The organism is Mucilaginibacter sp. RCC_168, assembly GCF_041355315.1.
Lineage (GTDB): Bacteria > Bacteroidota > Bacteroidia > Sphingobacteriales > Sphingobacteriaceae > Mucilaginibacter.
The window spans coordinates 254,823-277,114 of sequence record NZ_JBFUPN010000005.1 but is presented as its reverse complement, the minus strand read 5'-3'; the positions used below and the strand labels follow the sequence as shown (position 1 = coordinate 277,114).

At 44.3% G+C, this 22,292-nt stretch carries 19 protein-coding genes and 1 riboswitch; of the genes, 15 read left to right on the top strand and 4 right to left on the bottom strand.

Features of this window, described 5'->3' with window-relative positions; all coding sequences use genetic code 11:
• Window positions 1-105: 105 nt before the first annotated feature.
• Window positions 106-1,497 (bottom strand): Gfo/Idh/MocA family protein, encoded by a 1,392-nt coding sequence (locus tag AB6735_RS06465; RefSeq protein ID WP_370995042.1) that lies wholly within the window; start codon window positions 1,495-1,497, stop codon window positions 106-108.
• Window positions 1,498-1,681: 184 nt separating this feature from the next.
• On the opposite strand from AB6735_RS06465, the gene AB6735_RS06460 reads away from it, so the two are divergent.
• Window positions 1,682-3,586 carry a beta-N-acetylhexosaminidase gene (locus AB6735_RS06460; RefSeq protein ID WP_370995041.1) on the top strand — a complete coding sequence of 635 codons (1,905 nt, stop codon included), beginning with the start codon at window positions 1,682-1,684 and terminating at the stop codon, window positions 3,584-3,586.
• 330 nt (window positions 3,587-3,916) lie between these two features.
• A complete protein-coding gene (locus AB6735_RS06455) occupies window positions 3,917-4,366 on the top strand; it encodes a DinB family protein (protein ID WP_370995040.1) in 450 nt (149 codons plus the stop codon).
• Between the two features lie 273 nt (window positions 4,367-4,639).
• Here the strand turns inward: AB6735_RS06455 and AB6735_RS06450 are convergent, their stop codons facing one another.
• Together AB6735_RS06450 and AB6735_RS06445 are read right to left on the bottom strand one after the other, a co-directional pair.
• Window positions 4,640-6,286 carry a S8 family serine peptidase gene (locus AB6735_RS06450; RefSeq protein WP_370995039.1) on the bottom strand — a complete coding sequence of 549 codons (1,647 nt, stop codon included), beginning with the start codon at window positions 6,284-6,286 and terminating at the stop codon, window positions 4,640-4,642.
• Between the two features lie 110 nt (window positions 6,287-6,396).
• Window positions 6,397-7,938, bottom strand: a complete 1,542-nt coding sequence (locus tag AB6735_RS06445; protein WP_370995038.1) for an aldehyde dehydrogenase family protein — start codon at window positions 7,936-7,938, stop codon at window positions 6,397-6,399.
• Window positions 7,939-8,177: 239 nt separating this feature from the next.
• Between AB6735_RS06445 and AB6735_RS06440 the strand changes: the two genes are divergently transcribed.
• From AB6735_RS06440 to AB6735_RS06405, 8 genes are all read left to right on the top strand, one after another.
• Window positions 8,178-9,581 (top strand): lipopolysaccharide assembly protein LapB, encoded by a 1,404-nt coding sequence (locus tag AB6735_RS06440; RefSeq protein ID WP_172336049.1) that lies wholly within the window; start codon window positions 8,178-8,180, stop codon window positions 9,579-9,581.
• 318 nt (window positions 9,582-9,899) lie between these two features.
• Entirely contained in the window at window positions 9,900-10,661 is a 762-nt protein-coding gene (locus AB6735_RS06435) for a phosphosulfolactate synthase (RefSeq protein WP_370995037.1), read from the top strand.
• A gap of 171 nt (window positions 10,662-10,832) precedes the next feature.
• Window positions 10,833-11,594, top strand: coding sequence for a YoaK family protein (locus AB6735_RS06430; RefSeq protein ID WP_370995036.1), 762 nt, complete (start codon window positions 10,833-10,835; stop codon window positions 11,592-11,594).
• 36 nt (window positions 11,595-11,630) lie between these two features.
• Complete coding sequence (locus AB6735_RS06425) at window positions 11,631-12,431, top strand: shikimate dehydrogenase (protein ID WP_370995035.1); 801 nt, start codon at window positions 11,631-11,633, stop codon at window positions 12,429-12,431.
• Window positions 12,428-13,006 (top strand): gliding motility lipoprotein GldD, encoded by a 579-nt coding sequence (gldD, locus tag AB6735_RS06420; protein WP_370995034.1) that lies wholly within the window; start codon window positions 12,428-12,430, stop codon window positions 13,004-13,006. Before AB6735_RS06425 ends, gldD begins: the two co-directional genes overlap by 4 nt.
• Before the next feature lie 213 nt (window positions 13,007-13,219).
• A complete protein-coding gene (locus AB6735_RS06415; protein WP_370995033.1) occupies window positions 13,220-14,032 on the top strand; it encodes a helix-turn-helix domain-containing protein in 813 nt (270 codons plus the stop codon).
• Between the two features lie 204 nt (window positions 14,033-14,236).
• Window positions 14,237-14,620, top strand: coding sequence for a VOC family protein (locus AB6735_RS06410; protein ID WP_370995032.1), 384 nt, complete (start codon window positions 14,237-14,239; stop codon window positions 14,618-14,620).
• A gap of 216 nt (window positions 14,621-14,836) precedes the next feature.
• On the top strand, window positions 14,837-16,075 hold the full coding sequence (locus tag AB6735_RS06405; RefSeq protein WP_370995031.1) for an MFS transporter: 1,239 nt from the start codon (window positions 14,837-14,839) through the stop codon (window positions 16,073-16,075).
• A gap of 1 nt (window position 16,076) precedes the next feature.
• Here the strand turns inward: AB6735_RS06405 and AB6735_RS06400 are convergent, their stop codons facing one another.
• Window positions 16,077-16,499, bottom strand: a complete 423-nt coding sequence (locus AB6735_RS06400) for a VOC family protein (protein WP_370995030.1) — start codon at window positions 16,497-16,499, stop codon at window positions 16,077-16,079.
• A 126-nt stretch (window positions 16,500-16,625) separates the two neighbouring features.
• On the opposite strand from AB6735_RS06400, the gene bshA reads away from it, so the two are divergent.
• The 5 genes from bshA to AB6735_RS06375 all read left to right on the top strand — a co-directional run bounded on the left by bshA (window position 16,626) and on the right by AB6735_RS06375 (window position 22,221).
• Window positions 16,626-17,798 carry an N-acetyl-alpha-D-glucosaminyl L-malate synthase BshA gene (gene bshA, locus AB6735_RS06395; RefSeq protein WP_370995029.1) on the top strand — a complete coding sequence of 391 codons (1,173 nt, stop codon included), beginning with the start codon at window positions 16,626-16,628 and terminating at the stop codon, window positions 17,796-17,798.
• A 197-nt stretch (window positions 17,799-17,995) separates the two neighbouring features.
• Window positions 17,996-18,187, top strand: a complete 192-nt coding sequence (locus tag AB6735_RS06390; RefSeq protein ID WP_370995028.1) for a hypothetical protein — start codon at window positions 17,996-17,998, stop codon at window positions 18,185-18,187.
• 83 nt (window positions 18,188-18,270) lie between these two features.
• Window positions 18,271-18,335, top strand: a riboswitch (Fluoride riboswitch).
• 264 nt (window positions 18,336-18,599) lie between these two features.
• Window positions 18,600-19,991, top strand: a complete 1,392-nt coding sequence (locus AB6735_RS06385; RefSeq protein WP_370995027.1) for a voltage-gated chloride channel family protein — start codon at window positions 18,600-18,602, stop codon at window positions 19,989-19,991.
• A 409-nt stretch (window positions 19,992-20,400) separates the two neighbouring features.
• Complete coding sequence (locus AB6735_RS06380; RefSeq protein ID WP_370995026.1) at window positions 20,401-21,351, top strand: NAD-dependent epimerase/dehydratase family protein; 951 nt, start codon at window positions 20,401-20,403, stop codon at window positions 21,349-21,351.
• Between the two features lie 144 nt (window positions 21,352-21,495).
• Window positions 21,496-22,221 (top strand): YebC/PmpR family DNA-binding transcriptional regulator, encoded by a 726-nt coding sequence (locus AB6735_RS06375; protein WP_370995025.1) that lies wholly within the window; start codon window positions 21,496-21,498, stop codon window positions 22,219-22,221.
• Window positions 22,222-22,292 lie beyond the last annotated feature (71 nt).

Sequence of the window (22,292 nt, the reverse complement as noted above, 5' to 3'; positions counted from 1 at the left end):
GCTAAATTCTATAACGTTTATGAAGGATGGCTACTCTATCAAGATTACAACTAAAAGATGTGTCCACACAGTAGCCCGTGGGGAGGGAATAAAAACCTCATCAACCTACACCAGCTTCATTCCAATCGGATCCCATTTGATCACCCGGTTCTCGAAATAACTATCATTACAGGCTAGACAGGGCGCAGCGGCGCGGAAGCCAAAGGCGGCATCCTCCACTACGCGTTTACCGGTGCGCATGGAATCAAAAAAATTGGCGAAATGCTCGTTGGAGTCGTTATAGCCTTCGGGTTCGTGGTATACCACATCATCCATTTTGGGCGCCTGCTGATCGGCAGCAGAATATTTTTTATTGTATTCCTCTACAATAGCTTTTTGCATGGCTTCCGGATAAGTTCCGAAGGCATCCCAGCCGCCGTAACCCGGCGCTACCGGCATTTTGCTTTTATGGATGGTAAAGCCGCCGCCATCGCTCATGTCAATAACCCCTTCAGAGCCCACGATTTTAGTAGAGGCCCGGTCACCTTCACCACTTACAAAATTTACACGAAGGGTGACCTGGAAAGCCGGATGTTCCGGCGATTCGGGATAGGAGATCACGGCACTCATCACATCAGGCACATTGCGGCCGTCTTTCCAATAAGTTAAACCCCCTATCGAAAATATTTTATCTGGCCCTTTGGAGCCGGTTATAAAATGAATGCCCGACAGCAGATGCACAAACAAGTCGCCGGCAACGCCGGTACCATATTCGCGGTAATTACGCCACCTGAAGAAACGGTTACTGTTATAAGCATGTTTTACCTTGCTGTTGGCCTGAAACTGTGCCCAGTCAACGGTTTGGGGCGACGCATCCAGCGGAATGGTATACTGCCATGCCCCCAGCGCGCTTTGCCGGCTAAAAGAGGCCTCTACCGCGTTGATCTTGCCTATGGCACCCGCCTGGTAAAGCTCTTTCGCTTTTTTAAACGCTATGCTGCTTACCCGCTGACTGCCTACCTGGAAAACCGCTTTGGTTTCCTGCTGCACTTTTATTTCATTCAGCCCCTCACTAATGTGGTGTATCATGGGCTTTTCGCTGTAAACGGCTTTGCCCTTACGCATGGCTTCAATAGATATGGGGCTGTGCCAGTTGTCGCTGGTAGCCACAATAACAGCATCAATATCCTTGCGGTTTAAAATATCATGGTAATTATCGGTAGTAAAAATATTGGGGCCGTACACTTCCTTAGTGCGCTGCAGCCGGCCTTTGTACAGGTCGCAAGCAGCTACCAGTTCCACACCCGGTACGGTAAGTGCCGCGTGGGTATCGTTAAATCCCATAATACCCATGCCTATGGTGGCTATCCTGATCTTATCATTAGGGCTCACGCGTTTTTCGGCCTGTAGTATTCTTTTTTCATGCTCCTCTTTGGCAGCCAGGCTGGTAAGCGATGCCGAAGTGAGGAGAACTGAGGTGCCAAATTGTTTTAAAAATTTTCTTCTGTCAGTTGCCATAGGTATCTTGTTTTTAGTTCAGGTAAATGAATAATTGGTTTGTACAATCGGGTATATACTGCAGGCGCAGCTACGGGATGTATTTATATGCAATTTAAAACAACAAATTTTACTCTGCAACTTTTTAATTTTATTTAAAAAGTTTAATTTGCATACCGTTTCCCAATTAAAACATATCCTTTATATGAAAAAGTTATCCTTATTGCTCTGCTGCTGCTTTGCGCATGCGCTCACGTTTGGTCAGGTTGCACAAAGCGGCTTATCCATTATTCCCGAACCGGTGAAGACCATCCGTTTAACGGGCCAGTTCCTGCTGCCTAAAAGTGTTATTGTAGAAGCCGGCAATCAGGCTGAACTGACTTCGGTAAAGGCTTATTTGAAAAAGAAACTGGCTACCGCGCCGGGTTCATCCGTGATCATCAAAAGTGTGGCGCCTACGGCTTCTATCAGGCTTATTCTGAATAAAACTGCCGATGCGGCTATTGGTACCGAAGGCTACACGCTGTCGGTAAAAAGCAAAAAGATCGTAATCAGGGCTAATGAAGCCGCGGGTTTATTTTATGGTGTACAAACGCTGATGCAGCTGTTGCCTGCAGATATTGAAAGCGCGGAGCCGGTGAAAAATGTAAAATGGACGGTGCCTTGTGTAGAAATTACCGATTATCCGCGTTTTGCCTGGAGGGGATTAATGTTTGATGTGGCGCGTCACTTTTTTACCAAAGCAGAGGTAAAACAATATATAGATGCCATGGTGAAGTATAAACTGAACCTGCTGCACCTGCACTTAACCGATGATGAAGGCTGGCGCGTAGAGATCAAGAGCTTGCCAAAGCTAACTTCGGTTGGGGCTTATAACGTTAAAAAAGTGGGTCAGTTTGGTACATTTACTCCGCCGGCACCGGATGAACCCCGCACTTACGGCGGATTTTATACCCAGGATGATATTCGCGAGCTGGTTCAATATGCCAAAGACCGCTTTGTAAATATATTGCCCGAGATAGATGTACCAGGGCATAGCCTTGCCGCTGTTGTAGCTTATCCTGAGCTGTCATGCACTCCCGGTGCTGATAAATACGTGGTTAACTCCGGCGAGCCGTTTATGAACTGGAATGGTCCGCATAATACAGCCATTGTGGACAACACCCTTTGTCCGGCTAATGAAAATGTATACACTTTTCTGGATAAGGTGGTGACTGAAGTGGCGCAGCTGTTCCCGTTTGGCTATATACACATGGGCGGCGATGAGTGCGCTAAGAACTTCTGGGAGCAAAGTGACGCTATTAAAGCCCTGATGGCTAAAGAAGGACTGAAAACACAACAGGAAGTACAAAGCTATTTTGAGAAACGCTTGGAAAAGATAGTTGAATCAAAAGGTAAAAAGTTCATGGGCTGGGATGAGATCATTGAAGGAGGCCTTGGTCCGAATGCCGCGGTAATGAGCTGGAGAGGTATTAAAGGAGGCATCGAGGCCGCTAAACAGGGTCATGAAGTAGTGATGAGTCCTACTACTTTTGCTTACCTGGATTATATGCAAAGCGACCGTGTGAACGAAACAAAAATTTACGCTACGCTGCGCCTGAGCAAATCATACGAATTTGAGCCGGTACCTGATAGTGTGGATGCCAAACTGATCAAGGGCGGGCAGGCCAATTTATGGACCGAACAGGTGTACAACATCCGCCAGGCCGAATATATGACCTGGCCAAGGGGTATGGCCATTGCCGAGTCGGTATGGTCGCCAAAGGAAAAGAAAAGCTGGCCTTATTTCTTTGGAAAAGTAGAGAAACAGTTCGATCGTTTTAATGCCGCCGAAACAAAATATGCACCAAGTGTTTATGATCCATCCTTCAGCGCTATACGCAATGCCGATGGTACGCTAAAGATCACCCTGACCAATGAGGTGGATGGGCTCGATATTTATTACAGTTTTGATAATTCATTCCCCGACAGGTTTTATCCAAAATATACGCAGCCTATTGATGCGCCTAAGGATGCAACAACGTTACGGGTGATCACCTACAGAGGTAAGAAACCGATTGGCAGGATGGTAACCATGCCACTATCTGAACTGAGTAGCAGGATTAAGTAGTGTAACTTATTTTATCGAAGAGAAGCTTTCCTTGTCATCAGGAAAGCTTCTTTACTTTATAACTATAACTCTTGTCATCCTGAACGTAGTGAAGGATCTTCTTCATCATGTATGCCGACCGACTTGGCCCGCGAAGAAGATCCTTCGTTCCTACCCATGACATGTTTAGTAAACCGTGTAAAGACTTACGAAGTTTCAAAAACTTCGTAAGTCTGGCATCAACACCTAATATGTCATTTTCGCCTTCAGAATCCAGCGGATTTTATAACTCAGGATGACAAATTCGAGTTTAGTAATTCTTATGATTTACTAAATTTATAAATAAATATCATGACTATGTTGAATAGTACATTGGCCAATTTTTATGAGCGTGATATCAGCAGGTTGATTGAAGAGATCAACTTATTCCATGTTGAAGAAAACCTGTGGAAGACAGCGGGAACGATCAAGAACTCAAGCGGTAACCTGGTGTTGCACATTGTTGGAGGCACCAATTACCTGATCGGGGCCATGCTTGCGAAAACCGGATATGTTCGTAACCGCGACCAGGAGTTTATCATAAAAGGCGTACCACGAACTGAGCTTGTGGCGCAGTTGGAAGCGCTTATGCTGATGATCAGTAAAACGCTGAGCACTTTCGACGATGAGCGCATGGAAGCTGAGTACCCGATCATGTTTGATGATATGAAAGTTCCAAACAGCTATATACTGATACGGTTGGCGATCCATTTGAATTATCATCTCGGCCAGGTAAATTACCTGCGGCGCGTTTTAGAATAAATAGGATGGTTTAAAATAAGAAAGCTTAGCAGTAACCTGCTAAGCTTTCTTATTTTAAACTGTTGAATCTTTGCGCAGCGTGGACAACCGACCGGAGGGAGCTCATTAATACCTTTAAAGATAATTAATAATATTAATAATCCCCGATAGGCAGAGCCGCTCTGTATAGTTTGGGATTATTAACTGTTGTGTTTGTTTTTATCAGTATTAATGAGCTCCCTCCGGTCGGTTGTCTTCGTGCCTCGTAATGACGCGTTATATTTGATCGACTCGTTAATTAGCCCGTTCGCCTTTTGTTTTTGATGCTATCTGCAGGGCTTTGTAAGCATTTACAATACCTCCCGTTTTGCTTAGGGAGGCAAAATCAACCTTAATTGTTTTACTGCCTGGCCTGAACACCATAGTACCGGTTAATGGTGTTGCCGATTGCAGGATGATCTGCTTCAGTTGTTTAGCGCTCAGGGTTGGATAATATTCCAGCAATAAAGCCGCTACACCTGCCGTGATGGGCGATGAAAAGCTGGTACCATCCTCGGTCATAAATTCGGCATCGGTATCAACAGTAGTTACTTTAACACCCGGAGCAAATACATCCACATTCTTTTTGCCGTAGTTAGAAAAATCACCGGCCAGGTGTTCGCCTAATCTGGGTCCCGATGCGCCAACGTTGATCACGTTATCAGCATCAGTTGCGCCATCCAAAAAGGTATCGTTCGGATAATCAGGAATGACATCCACATCCTGGTTATCATTACCTGCCGCCTGTACCAGCAGTACATCTTTTGATGCCGCGTATTTAAAAGCTTCATCAAGCCACTCTTTATGCGGCGATATTTTTTTACCAAAGCTCATGTTAACAATGCGGGCACCGTTATCAACCGCGTAGTGTATAGCATTGGCAATATCCTTATCGTATTCATCACCATTGGGTACCGCCTTAATAGCCATGATCTGCACGTTATCAGCCACACCATTAATCCCATAATTATTGTTGCGGATGGCCCCGATTAAACCGGCTACGCCGGTACCGTGCGATGCATCTGTAAATTTAAGCAGGTTGTTGCCATAAGGTTTATGGTCCATACTATCTACATTATCGCCAACTATGCGCTTGCGGGCTTCCAGGTCAGGCGATAAGTCATTGTTTAACTTGGCAAGGTACTCACTCAGATCTTTGATAATAGCGGCATTGGTTTTATTGGTACCCTCCTGCGAAAATATAGATTCCCAAACATATTTGCTTTGGGTAAGGGTATCATTAGCCAGCTTCAATTTTACCAGGTCGGCTTGTTTAAAGGTGCCGTTGGCTGGCAGACTAAGCCCTCTTTTAATATACCCGCTGGTCACCATCAGCGCATTCATGATGGGTTGTAGCTGTTCGGTCTCGGTACGCGATTTATTAACGGTGCTATCGTAAATGGTTTTTACACGTTTCCAATAAGCGTATTGCTTTTTATCAACGGCATTAGTATCACTGATGTTTTCAAATTTACCTTTCAGCTTATTATATTCACGTACCTCCTCGGTGGTTTCATTAAAATCAGCTTTGCCATCCGGGCCACCTAAAAAATTCCAGCCGTGTATATCATCCACATAACCATTATGATCATCGTCGATACCGTTGCCCGGAATTTCTTTGGTATTTGTCCAAAGGATGCTTTTCAGGTCTTTTTGCAAGGTATCAATACCGCTATCAATGGTGGCTATTACCACAGGCTTACTTTTTTTGCCCTGTAAAAAAAGATAAGCGGGTTTCAAGCTGATGCCATAAAAACCATTTTCTTTCAGGTCCATCAGCTGCCAGCCTTTTGGGGGCTCAGGCTCTGCTTTGGGGAGTATTTGCGCAAAAGTTGTTTGACTAAATGTTAATGCAGTTAATAAGGTGGTGCCGGTGATTAATAATTTGCGGTAATTGAACATGTACAAAAATTAGAAAATGAAAAAATAATCATATGGGTTTCGTGGAGCGTGTTGCGAGGTTCGTGGACCTTTGTATATCCCGGTCCTCGCAACACGCCCCTCGAACCTAACTAAAGGTCGAATTTGATCCCTTGTGCTAAAGGCAACGTTTTTGAGTAATTAATAGTATTTGTTTGGCGCCTCATGTAAACTTTCCAGGCGTCGGAACCAGATTCACGGCCGCCGCCGGTTTCTTTTTCACCGCCAAACGCGCCGCCTATCTCTGCACCCGATGTACCGATGTTTACATTAGCTATACCACAATCAGAACCAGCATAGGATAAAAATTGTTCTGCCTCACGCAAATTATTAGTCATAATAGCCGATGATAAACCCTGCGGAACACCATTCTGCAAATCGATAGCTTCCTCAAGCGTGCTGTATTTGATCAAATAAAGTATCGGCGCAAAAGTTTCGTGCTGTACTATTTTAAAATGGTTCTCTACCTCGGCAATGCAGGGTTTTACGTAACAGCCCGATGAATAGTTTTCGCCCTCAAGCTTGCCGCCTTCAACCACAAATTTACCGCCTTCGGCTTTACATTTTTCTATGGAGTCCAGGTACAAGTTCACCGCGTCATGATCAATCAGCGGGCCCATGTGGTTATGTTCATCCAATGGGTTGCCAATGCGGATCTGTTTGTAGGCGTTCACCAGCTTTTGTTTAAAGGCCTCATAAGCATTTTCGTGAATAATGAGCCTGCGTGTGCTGGTACAACGCTGACCGGCAGTACCCACCGCGCCAAATACCGCGCCGATGAGCGACATGTCCAGATCGGCATTTTCGCTGATGATAATAGCGTTGTTACCACCCAGTTCCAGCAGACTTGTCCCTAAACGGGCACCTACTGCCGCGCTAACCGCCTTACCCATGCGGGTTGATCCGGTAGCCGATATCAATGGTACACGGGTATCGGCCGCCATCAGCTCACCAATGTTACGGTCGCCGATGATGAGGTTGGATACGCCCTCTTCAATATTATTCTTTTTAAATACCTCCTGCGCGATGTGCTGGCAGGCAATGGCGGTTAAAGGTGTTTTTTCTGATGGTTTCCAGATACAAACGTCGCCGCAAACCCAGGCCAGCAGGGAGTTCCAGCTCCAGACTGCTACCGGAAAGTTAAATGCCGAAATAATACCCACAATGCCCAGCGGGTGATATTGCTCATACATACGGTGGTTGGCCCTTTCAGAGTGCATGGTTAATCCATACAATTGGCGGCTCAAGCCAACGGCAAAATCGGCAATATCAATCATCTCCTGAACCTCGCCCAGGCCTTCCTGCAGGCTTTTACCCATTTCGTAAGATACCAGACTGCCCAGATCGTGCTTGTGCGCGCGTAGGGCTTCACCTATCTGGCGTACGATCTCACCGCGTTTTGGAGCAGGGGTATTGCGCCAGGTTTTAAAAGCTTTGGCAGCTTGTTCAACTACCTGGTTATAATCGTTTTCTGAAGCAAATTTTACGGATGCTATTTTTTTGCCGTCAACCGGCGATATAATATCTTTTACGGTAGCGCCGGCGCTGCTGCCCCAGTGGTTGCCCGTACTAAAAGCATCATTAATATCGTTTATATGTAAACGTTTTAGAATGTCTGAAATATCGAGGTTCATAATTGTTACTTTTGTCAAAGGTAAAAATCTTAAGGCAATTTTTAGTTTGCCCACTTTTGGCTCGTGAATTGATTGTCGTTAATTATCAATGCTTTGCATGTAAATCATGTTAAAAATGTGCGAATGTTGAAAACTAAATTGTTTATTGGAGGCTTACTTGTTGTATTTTGAACTCAATAAGTCTTTACAAGACAATAACAATTGTTAACCTAAAGCGGATGTTCTGCAAACAAAATTGAATGGAAGAAGAATTTGAATTTGGTTTTACCGAAGATCCAAAGTTTTCGGTAGAACGGTACGAGGAGATGATTCGTAATCACGACCAGTACTTTTTTGATGCCCAGGCGTTTGAGAACATTATCGACTACTACATCGAGAAAAATGATCCGGCCAAGGCACTGCAAGTAGCAGAATACGCGCGTAACCAGCACCCTTTTGCAGCGGTTTTTTTAATTAAACAGGCACAATTACTGGTTGTTACCAATAAAGTGACCGAGGCATTCGCGGCTTTGGAAAAAGCGGCCATGCTGGAAGCTTCCGATGCGGATATTTATATTATCCGCGGCAATCTGTACGAAAGTATGGAGCGCTATGGCGAAGCCCTGGAAAATTATGAAAAAGCATTGGGCCTGGCAGAAGAGACCGACGAGATCCTGCTGCATATTGCCTACGTGTACCAAAACATGGGCGACTATGACACGGCCATAACCTACCTTAAGCTTTGCCTTAAGCAGAATATGGAAAACCAGGATGCCCTTTATGAACTGGCTTTTTGCTATGACGTAATGGACAACCAGCAGGAGAGCGTGCAGTTTTATCAGCAATATATCGATAACGAGCCTTACAGTTATGCCGCATGGTATAACCTGGGCAACGCCTACACCAAGCTGAGCCTGTTTGAAAAAGCTATCGACGCTTATGACTATGCCATCCTGATCAAGGACAGTTTTGCATCAGCCTACTTTAACAAGGGTAATGCCCTGGTTAACCTGGAAAAATACGCAGAAGCGATTGAAGTATACCGCCACACATTTGAGTACGAGCAGCCTAATGCCGATACTTATTGTGCTATTGGTGAGTGCTACGAAAAGCTGGAGCAAATGGACGATGCCCGCGCCTTTTATAAAAAATCGGTTAAGATGGACCCGAAGCTGGCTGATGCCTGGTTTGGCATAGGTGTTACGCTTGATTTTGAAGAGCGCTATTTTGAGGCCCTGCATTTTTATAAAAAAGCGCTCGACCTGGACATAGCCAATGCCGATTATTGGTTTGCCATAGCTGATGCCGAGTATAAACTGGGCCATATGCCCGAAGCCGAACAGGCTTATGAAAAAGTAGTAGAGCTTAATCCACTGGATATTGATGCCTGGTTGGACTACTCATCTATATTGTATGAACAGGACAGGCTGCCCGGTGCTATCGAGATCATATCCGAGGCTATTAAAAATAACCCCGAAGCAGCCGAACTTTATTACCGTATGGTGGCCTATTTGTTTGCCAAAGGCGAATACAATGAGGCGCTAAACCACCTGGAAATGGCCCTAACCAGCGATCCGGATAAGCATTATATTCTTTTTGATTACCTGCCGCAATTGCAAAAGAATAAGGTGATTGTAGATATTATCAATAAATATACGAAATAGCAGATGTGCAGATTTTAAATGTGCAGATATGCAAATAACAAATGTGCAGATAATGATTGATGTTTTGATCAATTGTTATCTGCACATTTGTTATAGAATCCTTTTTTTCATCTGCACATTTGTTATTTGAACATCCGCACATCAATTACTCATCTGCACATCTGCACACCTGCATATCCGCACATCTGTGATATAAATTTTACAAAAACTTCATCATTTGCACATCTGCACATTTGAAATTTGCACATCCGGTTTCACTTTTTTTTCGGATATTTGCATCATTAGAACTTTTAGTTATAGGCTATAACCATCCATTGTATGAATTATATGATCAATGATCTTCCAGAACGTACAGCTAAACCCCGCGATAAAGGCATCACCATGGTGATGGACAAAGGACTAAGTTTAAGGCAGGTAGAGGATTTTCTGGAAGTAGGTGCAGCTTATACGGATATTGTTAAACTGGGCTGGGCAACCTCATACGTTACTCCCAACTTAACCGAAAAAGTAAAACTGTATCAGGACGCGGGCATCCCCGTATATTTTGGCGGTACTTTGTTCGAGGCTTTTATTGTACGTAACCAGTTTGATGATTACTGCCGCATATTGGATAAGTACAAACTGGAACACTGTGAAGTATCTGACGGGTCGATCACCATTGAGCATGATATCAAGTGCGAGTATATCAGCCGCCTGGCTAAACAGGTTACCGTCATATCAGAAGTGGGTTCCAAGGACGTGCAAAAGATATTTGCGCCTTATAAATGGATCAAACTAATGAGCGCCGAAATTGAGGCTGGTTCCTGGAAAGTGATAGCCGAAGCCCGCGAAAGCGGTAACGTAGGCATCTACCGCGACTCAGGCGAGGTAAGACAGGGACTTATTGATGAAATACTGACCCAAATACCCGAAGGCACCATTATTTGGGAGGCTCCGCAAAAAGCGCAGCAGGTATGGTTTATAAAACTGATAGGGGCCAACGTGAGCCTGGGTAATATTGCTCCAACAGATATTATCCCGCTGGAAACATTAAGATTAGGTATCCGCAGTGATACTTTTGATCATTTTTTGAATTTATAACTGATCTTACTATATGAATTAAGAAGTCTCCGGATTAAGTTCTGGAGGCTTTTTTTGTTTAAGATGGTTTAAATGCGCCGCGATACAACCACGGGTTATTCGGTTTTGTGTGCTTTCCATAAATTTGTTTTTATCTTGTGCATCATTCAGCCTTAAAAATAAATACCGGTAATGATCTCCGAAACTGAAAATCCATCAGCTGAAAAACCAGATCAGACGCCTTTACAGGTGTATTCCGATAATTCTATCGAAGTTGCGGCCCTGCTTACCTTATCTGGCGGTTTCCTGGATGTATTTACCTATGTAGGGCATGGCGGGGTATTTGCCAACTCCATGACGGGCAATATTGTATTTTTAGGGATGTATGCAGCGCTGGGCGACTGGCAGCAGGCCATGCATCACATTCCGCCTATTATAGCATTTTTGATTGGTGTGTTCATCGCCTATCGCATGCACCTGCCATCGGTATTAAAATATCTGCCCAAACCGGCCTTAACCTGCCTGGGTTTCGAGATCATTGTACTTTTGGCCTGCTCGTTTTTATCTGATTCTTTTCCGGATATTCCTTTAGTACTGGCCATATCGCTGGTGGCGGCCATGCAAAACTCCAGCTTTACCAAACTGGAACAATGGACCTATAACTCCGTCATGACCACCGGCAACCTGCGCCGTTTTGCCGAAGCTTTTTTCAGGGCCACCATGCCCAAGCGTGATCGGGTTGCCCTGCGCGAGGCTCGTTTGTTTGGCTTTGTTTGCATTTGTTTTTTAGCAGGCGCCATTCTGGCTGCCTTAACCACCAAACGTATGCATGATTACGCCCTGTTAATACCCGCCGGCACTTTGCTCATCGCCTTTATTATTTGCTGGCGCAGACAAAAAGCTAAAGTTTTGTACTTTAAATTAAAAAGGAATCCGCCTCCCGCTGCTCAATAGTTTCCATAACTTATGAAATGTTACTAATATTACGCCATGAAACAATACGGGCTTATAGGCTACCCCCTTTCACATTCTTTTTCAAAGAAATATTTTGCCGAAAAATTTAAGAACGAAGGTATTACCGACGCAGCCTATGAGCTGTATCCGTTGGAGCACATCAAAGATCTGCAGGACCTGCTGGATGAACACCCAGGTATCTGCGGGCTCAACATTACCATCCCGCATAAAGTTGCTGTACTGCCATACCTGGATTGGATTGAGCATGATGCCCGCAAAGCCGGGGCGGTTAATTGTATCTGTGTAATTGCCGAAAGTCCTGTACAGGCTGCATTTACCGGGGAGGTTGGTATTGGAGGTCATGATTTCAGGCTGGAAGGATATAATACTGACCTGTACGGTTTCGAGATGTCCATCCGTCCGCTTATTAAGGATTTTGAAGCCGAAGCCCTGGTGCTGGGTGATGGCGGTGCGGCACAAGCCGTAAAATGTGTACTGGAGAATATGGGCATTGCCTTTAAAACGGTTACCCGAAAACCGCACCCTGATCATATTTTATTCAGCGATCTGAAACCGCACGACATCAAAAGGCATAAGATCATTATCAATACCACTCCTGTTGGGACGGCACCTAAGATTGATGAGTGCCCGCCAATACCTTATGAGTCCATAACCGATGAACACTTATTGTACGATCTGATCTACAACCCCGAGGAAACCTTGTTTTTACGAAAAGGCCGTGAACAGGGCGCCGCAACCAAAAACGGTTACGAAATGCTGGTACTGCAAGCCGAAAGGTCATGGGAGATATGGAACGCTAAAGATAACCGGGTATGAGATATGCTGGGCTATTAATGGCAGCGCTGTTGTTTTTGGCGGCATGTGGTGGTAATCATGATTATTCGCCAAAGCCGCGGGGATATTACCGCATCGCTTTTCCTAAAAAAGAATATCAGGATTATAACACGGGTTGCCCTTACTCCTTTAGCTATCCCAAATACGCCGTTATTGAACCCGACAGAACCAAAGGCGCCAAGCCATGCTGGGTAAATATGCAGTTTCCGCAATTTCATGCCACACTGCATTTAAGCTATCAGCCGGTAACCTCTAAAAAAGTATTTAATGAGCTGGTAGAGGATGCCCGCACCTTCGCATTTAAACATACCGTAAAAGCCACTTCTATTGATGAAGGTGTAATAGGCTACGCCGACCGTAAGGTTTATGGCATTTATTATACCATTGACGGCAACGCGGCTTCATCGGCACAATTTTTCCTGACCGACAGTACGAAAAATTACCTGCGCGGCGCCCTCTACTTTAACTCCGAACCCCGCCTGGATTCTATCCAGCCCGTGCTCAATTTTATTAAGCAGGATATTGCGGTGATGATTAAGAGTTTTAAATGGAAATAGTAGGTAGAGCCAAGAGATAAGAATCAGGAATCAGGACAAAGTTCAAAAAGCACGTCATTGCGAGGCACAAAGCAATCTCTAAACTATGCAGAGCCCTCTGCTAATCGGGAATTGCTTCGTGCCTCGCAATGACGCGTTTTTGTTTGAGATGTAAATACTAAACAATAAATCTTAACTTTATATAAACCCGACATCGAACATTCCAATTCCGAAATGAAATACTATACCATTCAGCCACCAGATATATTAAAACCCTTTATAAGGTTTTTTTGGGTGTTGGAGCATGAACTTTCTGCCGGCGAACCGGAGTACGTTTACCGTTCCATAGCTGATGGCTGTACCGAAATGGTGTTTCATTATCAATCAACCTTTGATGAAATTAACGACCGGGGACAGGAAAACGGAGGGCCTTCAGGTATCCAGTTCCAGACCAACCGCTACCGCCGCTTTATAACCCGGCAAAGCTTTGGCATTTTTGGCGCATATATTTATCCTTTTGCCGCCCCTCGCTTTTTTAAGATCCCCAGCAGCGAAACCACCAACCTAGCGCTCGATTATGATACTTTTTTAGGCAGTGCCGGTCGCGATCTGGAAGAACGAATGATGCTGGCGCCCGACAATCTGAAACGGGCTGCGATTCTAAGTGATTTTTTACTGATGCGCTTGCGGCATAATACACCTACAGACGACCGGATCATTACTTCTATCAGGCAAGTGATCCATACAAATCAGCATAAAACAGTTGCGCAGCTGGCCGATGCGTTTAATCTTTCGCTGCGGCAGTTCAACAGGCGTTTCAAGGAATATGCGGGATTTAGTCCCAAAAGCTATTTACGATTGATCCGTTTTCAGGATGCCATAAAACAATACGGCAGTAATAAATCATTAACGCGGATAGCTTTGGAGTGCGGTTATTATGACCAGTCGCACTTTATACATGATGTAAAAATGTTTACAGGCTATCACCCCAGCTTTTACTTTTCGGGCAAAGCGGAAGGGACGGAATATAGAAATATTAAACTCTAAATCCGAAGTGCTAAATTCTAAAAAATGCCTGAACCAGAATTTTAGAATAATAAATCCTAATTCGAACATCCGAAACGGCGTAGCCCTCTTGAGTACCTCAAAAAAACAAACAAAAACGAAAAATCCGAAATCAAAAAAATGTCTTGTTTTTACAATTTTGCCTGCAACGGGCAGATTAGTTTTGAATAAAAAAAACAGATCGACATGGAAACTATCAAAACCATTCCCGAAACCTATCAGCGTATTATGCCCTACCTTATTGTAAAGGATGCGCCTGCTTTTATCTCCTTTATGCAAAATGTATTTGGCGCTAAGGAGCAGTACAAACAAATGCGCGATGAAAAATGTATTATGCACGCCGAGCTCAGCATTCAGGGAAGCACCATTATGTTTTGCGATAGTACCGAAACTTATCTTCCACAAAATGCCGGCTTATTTATTTATGTAGATAGCTGCGATGAAGCTTATCAAAAAGCACTCGAAAACGGTGCCTCAAGCGTTATGGAGCCAGCCGACCAGCCATATGGTCGCAGTGCCGGGGTAAAAGATCCTTTTGGTAATACCTGGTGGGTAACTAACCCGCTTTGAAACGTTGCCCAACTCCAACAAAACGCCATCCTGTTATTAAAATAGGGTGGCGTTTTGTTTGGGCTATGTAATTTTATGATGTGGTGGATGTTGATATGTTATTTTATAACTAATTCATAATTAATGAGTTTTACTATATTCTTTTATATAGAATAGCCTGTTGATTATGGATTCATCCAATATACCGCTGATAAGAATGTTAATTTTGCGGTATCTATGAGTACGTTAACATCAAAAGCCCCTGCCATTAAGGAACATCATCAGTCAATAGCAACACTGCTGGCTTTTGCCCTGATCCCTTTATCGGGTTTTGCTACCGATATTTATATTCCATCATTACCCACCATGGCCGGCGAAATGGGCGTGAGCAATGTGCAGGTACAATTAACATTAAGTATTTTCCTGATTAGCTATGGTATATCCCAACTATTTATCGGCAGTATACTGGATAGTTTTGGCCGGTATAAAGTTAGCCTGGCTTCGTTGGTTATTTTCGCGGTTGCCAGCATAGTGATCGCTATCACCCATAATATTTATCTGATTTACCTCATGCGGGTGATACACGGCGTAACCGTTGGTGCCATTATAGTAGCCAAGCGGGCCTACTTTGTGGATCTGTTTACCGGCGATAAGTTAAAGCACTACTTGAGCATGTTTTCTATCATCTGGTCAACCGGGCCTATTGTGGCGCCGTTTATAGGGGGATATCTGCAAACCGCTTTTGGCTGGGAATCAAACTTTTATTTTTTGGCAGGCTTCGCGGTGGTATTTGCCATTCTGGAACTCATTTTTAGTGGCGAAACCCTGGTGCATTTTTCGGAGTTTCATTTTCAAAAAATCGTAAAAGTATACGCCAACATGATCAAAACCCACAGCTTCACGCTGGGTATAGTAATGCTCGGACTGGCCTATTGCATGGTGATGACTTATAATATGACTGGTCCGTTTATTATTGAGCATCATTTACATTTAACACCTATTATTGCTGGTTATAGTTCGCTGGTGCTGGGCTTTGCGTGGATGGTTGGGGGCTTTATCGGTAAGGCAACCATCAACCGCCCATTCTTCAAAAGGATGGTAGTTAACGTCGTTATGCAAGTGCTTTTTGTACTGGTGATGATCATCAGCGTTCAATTTATCAGCAATTTATATTCCATGATATTTTTCGCCTTCATCATCCACGTTTGCGCCGGGTATACTTTTAATAACTATTTCACCTTTTGTTTAAGCAAATTTCCTAAGAATGCGGGTATCGCTGGTGGCCTAACCGGGGGCATCACTTATGTGATCGTTTCTTTTTTAAGCTACGGTATTGTTAACGTGGTACCTGCCAAAGACGAGCGCAACCTGAGCTATAGCTACCTGATATTCATTTTACTTTCAGCGCTGATCATGTTCCTCATCTTCCGGATCAATAAAAAAGAAAAGGCGCCGTCGGAGGCTTTTGCAGAATAATCTAAAGTACCTGATTAAACTCCAATCGTTCACCATCGGGACCGGTAATGTTAAAATATTTGCAGCCGTTTTTCCAGAATTGTAAGAAAACAGGGGCTTTTTCGATAATGTTAAAGCCGGCCTCTTTAATAATGGCAAAAGTTTCGTCAATATCGCTTACATCAAAAGCCACGTGATCGATATGTCCGTTGCCACGGGCCCTGATCTCCGCTAAGCTCGCTTCGGGTAACTGGTAAAGTTCCATGAGTATATTTTCGCGCTGCATCATTACGCAGGTGCCCTGTTCGCCATGATCGGTAAAATGAGCCTGCATTACGTTGTTAAAACCCAGCCGGTTGTAAAACTTTTGTGACGCATCCAGATTAGTTACCGGGATGCCTATGTGCTGTATGCTGTTGATTCTTAGTCGGATATCATTTTCCATGAAGACTAATATTAGTGGTGTAAAATTAAAAAAATGAGTAACTTGACTAAGTTATATCATTTTACACAGTGTTAACACATTTGCCGTAAATTGCTGTTAAACTTGCAGCCATAATTAACCAACTTAATGAAAATCGGAATTGTATGTTACCCAACCTTTGGTGGAAGCGGCGTTGTAGCCACAGAACTCGGTAAGGCCCTTGCCGACCGCGGTCACCAGGTTCATTTTGTTACCTATAACCAGCCCGCTCGGTTAGATCTTTTTTCCGAAAACCTGTTTTACCACGAGGTATCGGTATCCAACTATCCGCTTTTTGATTTTCCGCCTTATGAGCTGGCCCTGGCCAGCCGCCTGGTTGATGTGGTTAGGCACGAAAAGCTGGATGTATTACACGTTCATTACGCCATTCCGCATGCTTCGGCCGCGTTTATGGCTAAACAGATATTATTAACCTACGGTATTTATATCCCGGTGGTTACTACCCTGCACGGTACCGATATTACCCTGGTAGGTAAAGACCGCACTTTTAAGCCGGTAGTTACTTTCTCTATCAATCAGTCTGACGGTGTTACCGCGGTATCCGAAAACCTGAGGCATGATACGTATGAGTTTTTTGAGATCGATACCGATATCAAGGTGATCCCAAACTTTATCGATCTGACCCGTTTCAGTCTCAAAGCAAAAGACCATTTTAAAAAGGCCATAGCCCCATCGGGCGAAAAAGTACTGGTGCATACCTCCAACTTCCGTAAGGTAAAACGTACCGAGGATGTGGTGAGGATTTTTGCTGAAGTAATTAAAAAAATACCTTCCAAATTACTGATGGTTGGTGACGGACCTGAGCGTTCGGGCTGCGAGCAGTTATGCCGCGACTTAGGTGTTGCCGATAATGTGCGCTTTTTGGGTAAGCAGGATGCCATTGAAGAAATACTTTCGGTAGCCGATCTGTTCCTGATGCCTTCACAGTCAGAAAGTTTTGGTTTAGCCGCTTTGGAGGCCATGGCTTGTAAAGTACCGGTGATCAGTACCAACGCGGGTGGTTTGCCCGAGTTAAATGTGGATGGAGTAACCGGTTTCCTGAAAGATGTTGGGGATGTAGAAGGTATGGGCAAAAGCGCTATTTATATACTGGAAGACGAAGACCGGCTAAATCAGTTTAAAGAAAATGCCCTGGCCCGCGCTAAGGAATTTGATTTGGCCACCATTTTGCCTTTGTATGAAAACTACTACTTACAGGTGATTGATAAGTGTAAAGACAAGTGTAAAGAGCTGTGCACAGGTAAAGCCAAGGTTGCCTGAATGTAAACTGTATACAATTAGCTCATATAAAGTTAATTAGCTATCTGGGGATTTTTTTTCTTATATTCAGATCATTCATTTGACCATCTAAAGGGGTGTAACATACCTGATACAATTGAAAAAATATTTTCTAAAGGTTAAATATTTTCGTTGATGTTAACTAACTTAGTCTACTGTTCACTTTTAAAATTAAACTTATGGCAAAGCACACAACCCTAAAACGTGGTCAATTACTTAAGTACATTGGTAAAAGATGGAAGAATTTAAACATCAGCAACCCCTTCATGAAATTTTTGGGCTACGACGGAAACGGCTTTGCTGATCTGTGGGTAGAATATCAGGGCCGCACATTATTCCTCTCTATTAAAGAAGTTGAACTGGCTGTTTAAAACGGCCTGTTTTATACTACGTAAAGGGTTTGGTTTTAAACCTACCCCGGATAATTATGGCTTTATAAAAAAAGAAGCTATATTCGTACAAAGGAAATGGTGTCTTCCTACTTAACCGCCCTAAAAAGCTGATGGCGCCTGCAATAAATTAACCCACAGGATTTACCCTGTGCTGATTTTTTGTAGGTGGAAAAAAAACTCAATATATCGCTTTTAGAATTATACCGGCATAATGTCCGGATGAAACTCCTGTTCTCTTCGTATCTTATTGCTGTAAAAAGCTCCAGTCTACTTCATGTCATTGCGAGGTACGAAGCAATCGCATGCTTTACAGAGTCGCTTTGTATTGTTTGCCGCATACTTCGCAGTGTAGTTTTCTGTTACCGAATAAAAGAACCTAAATTAGTCGCTCATGAATGATAAGCTTTTTACGTCCGAACATTTTTCAATCCTTAAACATCTCATCCGCTGGACGGTTATCATCATACCCATCGCAATCGTCATCGGTAGCATGGTTGCCCTGTTTTTATGGTTGCTTAATTGGGCTGTCCATTTCAGATTTGCTCATCCTTTTATCCTGTATCTGCTGCCTGTTGCCGGCGTGTTGATCTATTTTATTTATAAGCTGATTGGCGGATCGGCCGAAAAAGGGAATAATCTTATTATTGATGAGATCCATACACCCGGTGGTGGCGTACCCAAACGCATGGCCCCAATTGTGCTTATCACCACTATTATTACCCATTTGTTTGGCGGCTCGGCCGGGCGCGAAGGTACAGCAGTACAAATAGGTGGCAGCATAGCGCAAATGTTTAGCGGCTGGTTTAAATTAAGTGAGGGCGATACCCGCATTGTGCTCATTGCCGGTATTGCCGCGGGGTTTGGAGCCGTTTTTGGTACGCCGCTAACCGGGGCCATATTTGCCATGGAGGTGTTGACTATTGGTCGCATTCAATACAATGCCCTGCTGCCCTGTCTTATAGCCAGTATTATAGGCGATGTTACGGTTGCTGCCTGGGGTGTTCATCATACCCCATATCACATCGATATTTTCGCCACAGCGCAGCATTGGTTCTCGGCTTATTTGTCATTTGATTTTGTTTTGCTTTTTAAGATCATGATCGCCTCAGCTGCATTTGGACTGGCCAGTTACCTGTTCGCCTGGATGGTGCATGGCATCAAAGGCTTTTTCATTAAATGGATTCCTATTCCCTGGCTGATACCTGTATTGGGCGGACTGATCATTATTGGTCTTACTGTGCTGATCGGCAAGCCAGATTACCTGAGCCTGGGTGTCGATCCGGAATATGCCGGCGCCGTTACTATTCCCTCGGCTTTTCACGCAGGAGGTGCCGATACCTGGAGTTGGCTCTGGAAAACCATTTATACTACTACCACACTGGCTACAGGTTTTAAAGGCGGCGAGGTAACTCCGCTTTTTTATATCGGTGCAACATTGGGTAATACCTTATCTGTATTAATGGATGCCCCGGTAAGTTTATTTGCAGCGCTGGGTTTCATTGCGGTTTTTGCCGGGGCAACCAATACTCCACTGGCCTGCACCATTATGGGGGTTGAACTTTTTGGCGGCCAGTATGTTTTGTTTTTCGCGGTAGCCTGTTTTACCGCTTATTTCTTCAGTGGTCACTCCGGTATTTACAGCGCGCAGCGCATTGGCATACCCAAAGTAGCAGATACCCGTTTTTCTGATGCGGCCACCCTTTCAGAAGCCGGCAATCGTCGGCAAAATTATGTGCAAAAGAAATTGCAGAAGTACGGGTTGGGGGGTAAGAGAGAAGAATAAGGATAAAATCCTTCAAATTTCCTTTTCCTTTCCCGACAGCATAAGCTTCGCGCGAAAATGGACAGAACGGTGGCCAAGCAAATTTTGCAGAAGAGTGGGACTGATGAGCGCGCGAGTATTTTATAATACTGCACGCAGACGACTCACCGCCTATCTCCGCCAGCTGGCGGATGGGCGACCCTCTTTTTGCCCACAAGGGGAAAGAGGTTTGGGATTTTTTTCCATTATATCCAAATTTTTCAAATTCCCTCTTTCCAGCGAAGCTGAAGAGCGAGATGGCAAGCGCAGCGATGACCGGTAAGTTGACTCTTGAACCATTCAAAACCACAATTCAAACCCGAATAAACTTCACCAACTCCTTCAACACATTTCGCCCAAATTTTTACCTTTGCCTAAACTCAAACTATACATGAGCGAAAAGATTTTAGTGATAGGAGCCAACGGCCAGATAGGGACAGAACTGGTTGTTGCTTTACGAAAAATACATGGCGCCGAAAGCGTTATTGCATCCGATATCAATGATCCAGGTTATGCCATACGCCACAGCGGGCCTTATGAGCTGGTGAACGTGCTGGATAAGGACAATCTGCATCACATTTTCCAGAAACACCGCCCTACCCAGGTTTACCTGCTGGCAGCCATACTCTCGGCTGTAGGCGAACAAAAACCCAAACTGGCCTGGGACCTGAACATGACCGGCCTCATCCACATACTTGATTTTGCCGTGGAGTTTAAAACCGCCAAAGTTTTTTGGCCAAGCTCCATCGCGGTATTCGGACCAAACTCGCCGCAATTCCATACGCCGCAATATTGCGTAATGGACCCCAATACCGTTTATGGCTTCAGCAAACTGGCCGGCGAACGCTGGTGCGAATATTATTTTACCAAATACGGATTGGATGTACGCAGCATCCGTTACCCCGGCCTCATCGGCTGGCGCGCTAATCCGGGTGGCGGCACTACCGATTATGCCGTGCATATATTCCACGAAGCATTAAAAAAAGGAAAATATACCAGTTTCTTATCAGCGGATACCGCTTTGCCCATGATGTATATGGATGATGCCATCAGGGCTACTATATCCTTAATGGATGCACCTGCCGAACAGCTGACCATCCGGTCGTCATACAACCTGGCAGGCATCAGTTTTACGCCGACCCAGTTGGCCGGGGAGATCAAAAAACAGATCCCGGATTTTGAAATAAGCTATGCCGAAAATGACCCGCGGCAGGCCATTGCCGATAGCTGGCCAAAATCAATAGACGATAGTTATGCCGAAAGAGACTGGGGATGGAAACTGGAATATGACCTGGCCGCCATGACCAATGATATGCTGACTAATTTAAAAAACACCATATAAGCCGAAGGCGTAAAGCAAAAAGCTAAGGGTTTGAAACTTATATAAAACAAATATTATATTTAACCACTTTACCCCGATTGGGTAAGCAGTTATAAATACTTAGGTTGATTATGAACTATCAACCATGAACAATGAACTAAAAACATGGGAAGAGCATTTGAATTCCGCAAAGAGAGAAAATTTAAACGCTGGGCCAAAATGGCTGTGCAGTTTACACGTTTAGGTAAAGAGATTGTAATGGCCGTAAAAGCAGGTGGTGGTGATGTTACTACCAACTCGCGCCTGCGCACCGCGGTACAAAATGCCAAGGCGGTAAATATGCCTAAAGATCGTGTGGAGGCTGCTATAAAAAGAGCTACCAGTCGCGATGAAAAGGATTATGAAGAATTAGTATACGAAGGATACGCGCCTTATGGTGTTGCCGTATTGGTTGAAACCGCAACGGATAATACCAACCGTACCGTAGCCAATGTGCGCAGCTATTTTACCAAATATGGTGGTTCGTTGGGTAAAACAGGATCATTGGATTTTATTTTCACCCGCAAATCCGTTTTTACATTTGATCCTGGCGATCGCGACCTGGAAGAACTGGAGCTTGAACTGATTGACGCTGGTTTAGAAGACCTGTTTGTGGAGGCCGACGAAGAAGGAAACGATATCGGCGTGATCCATACCGCGTTTGAAGATTTTGGTAAAATGCAGAAAGCCCTGGAAGAACTGGGTGTCGAAGTAAAATCAGCCAAGCTGGAGCGTGTGCCGCAATCATTCCACGAAGTTACCGAAGAACAGGTTGCCGACATCATGAAACTGATCGATCGCCTGGAAGAGGACGACGACGTGCAGGCGGTTTACCATAACATGGCTGAGTAATTTTTGATTTCGGAATTGGGATTTTCGATTTCGGATTTTAAAAAGTGAAATATAACTCATGTCATTGCGAG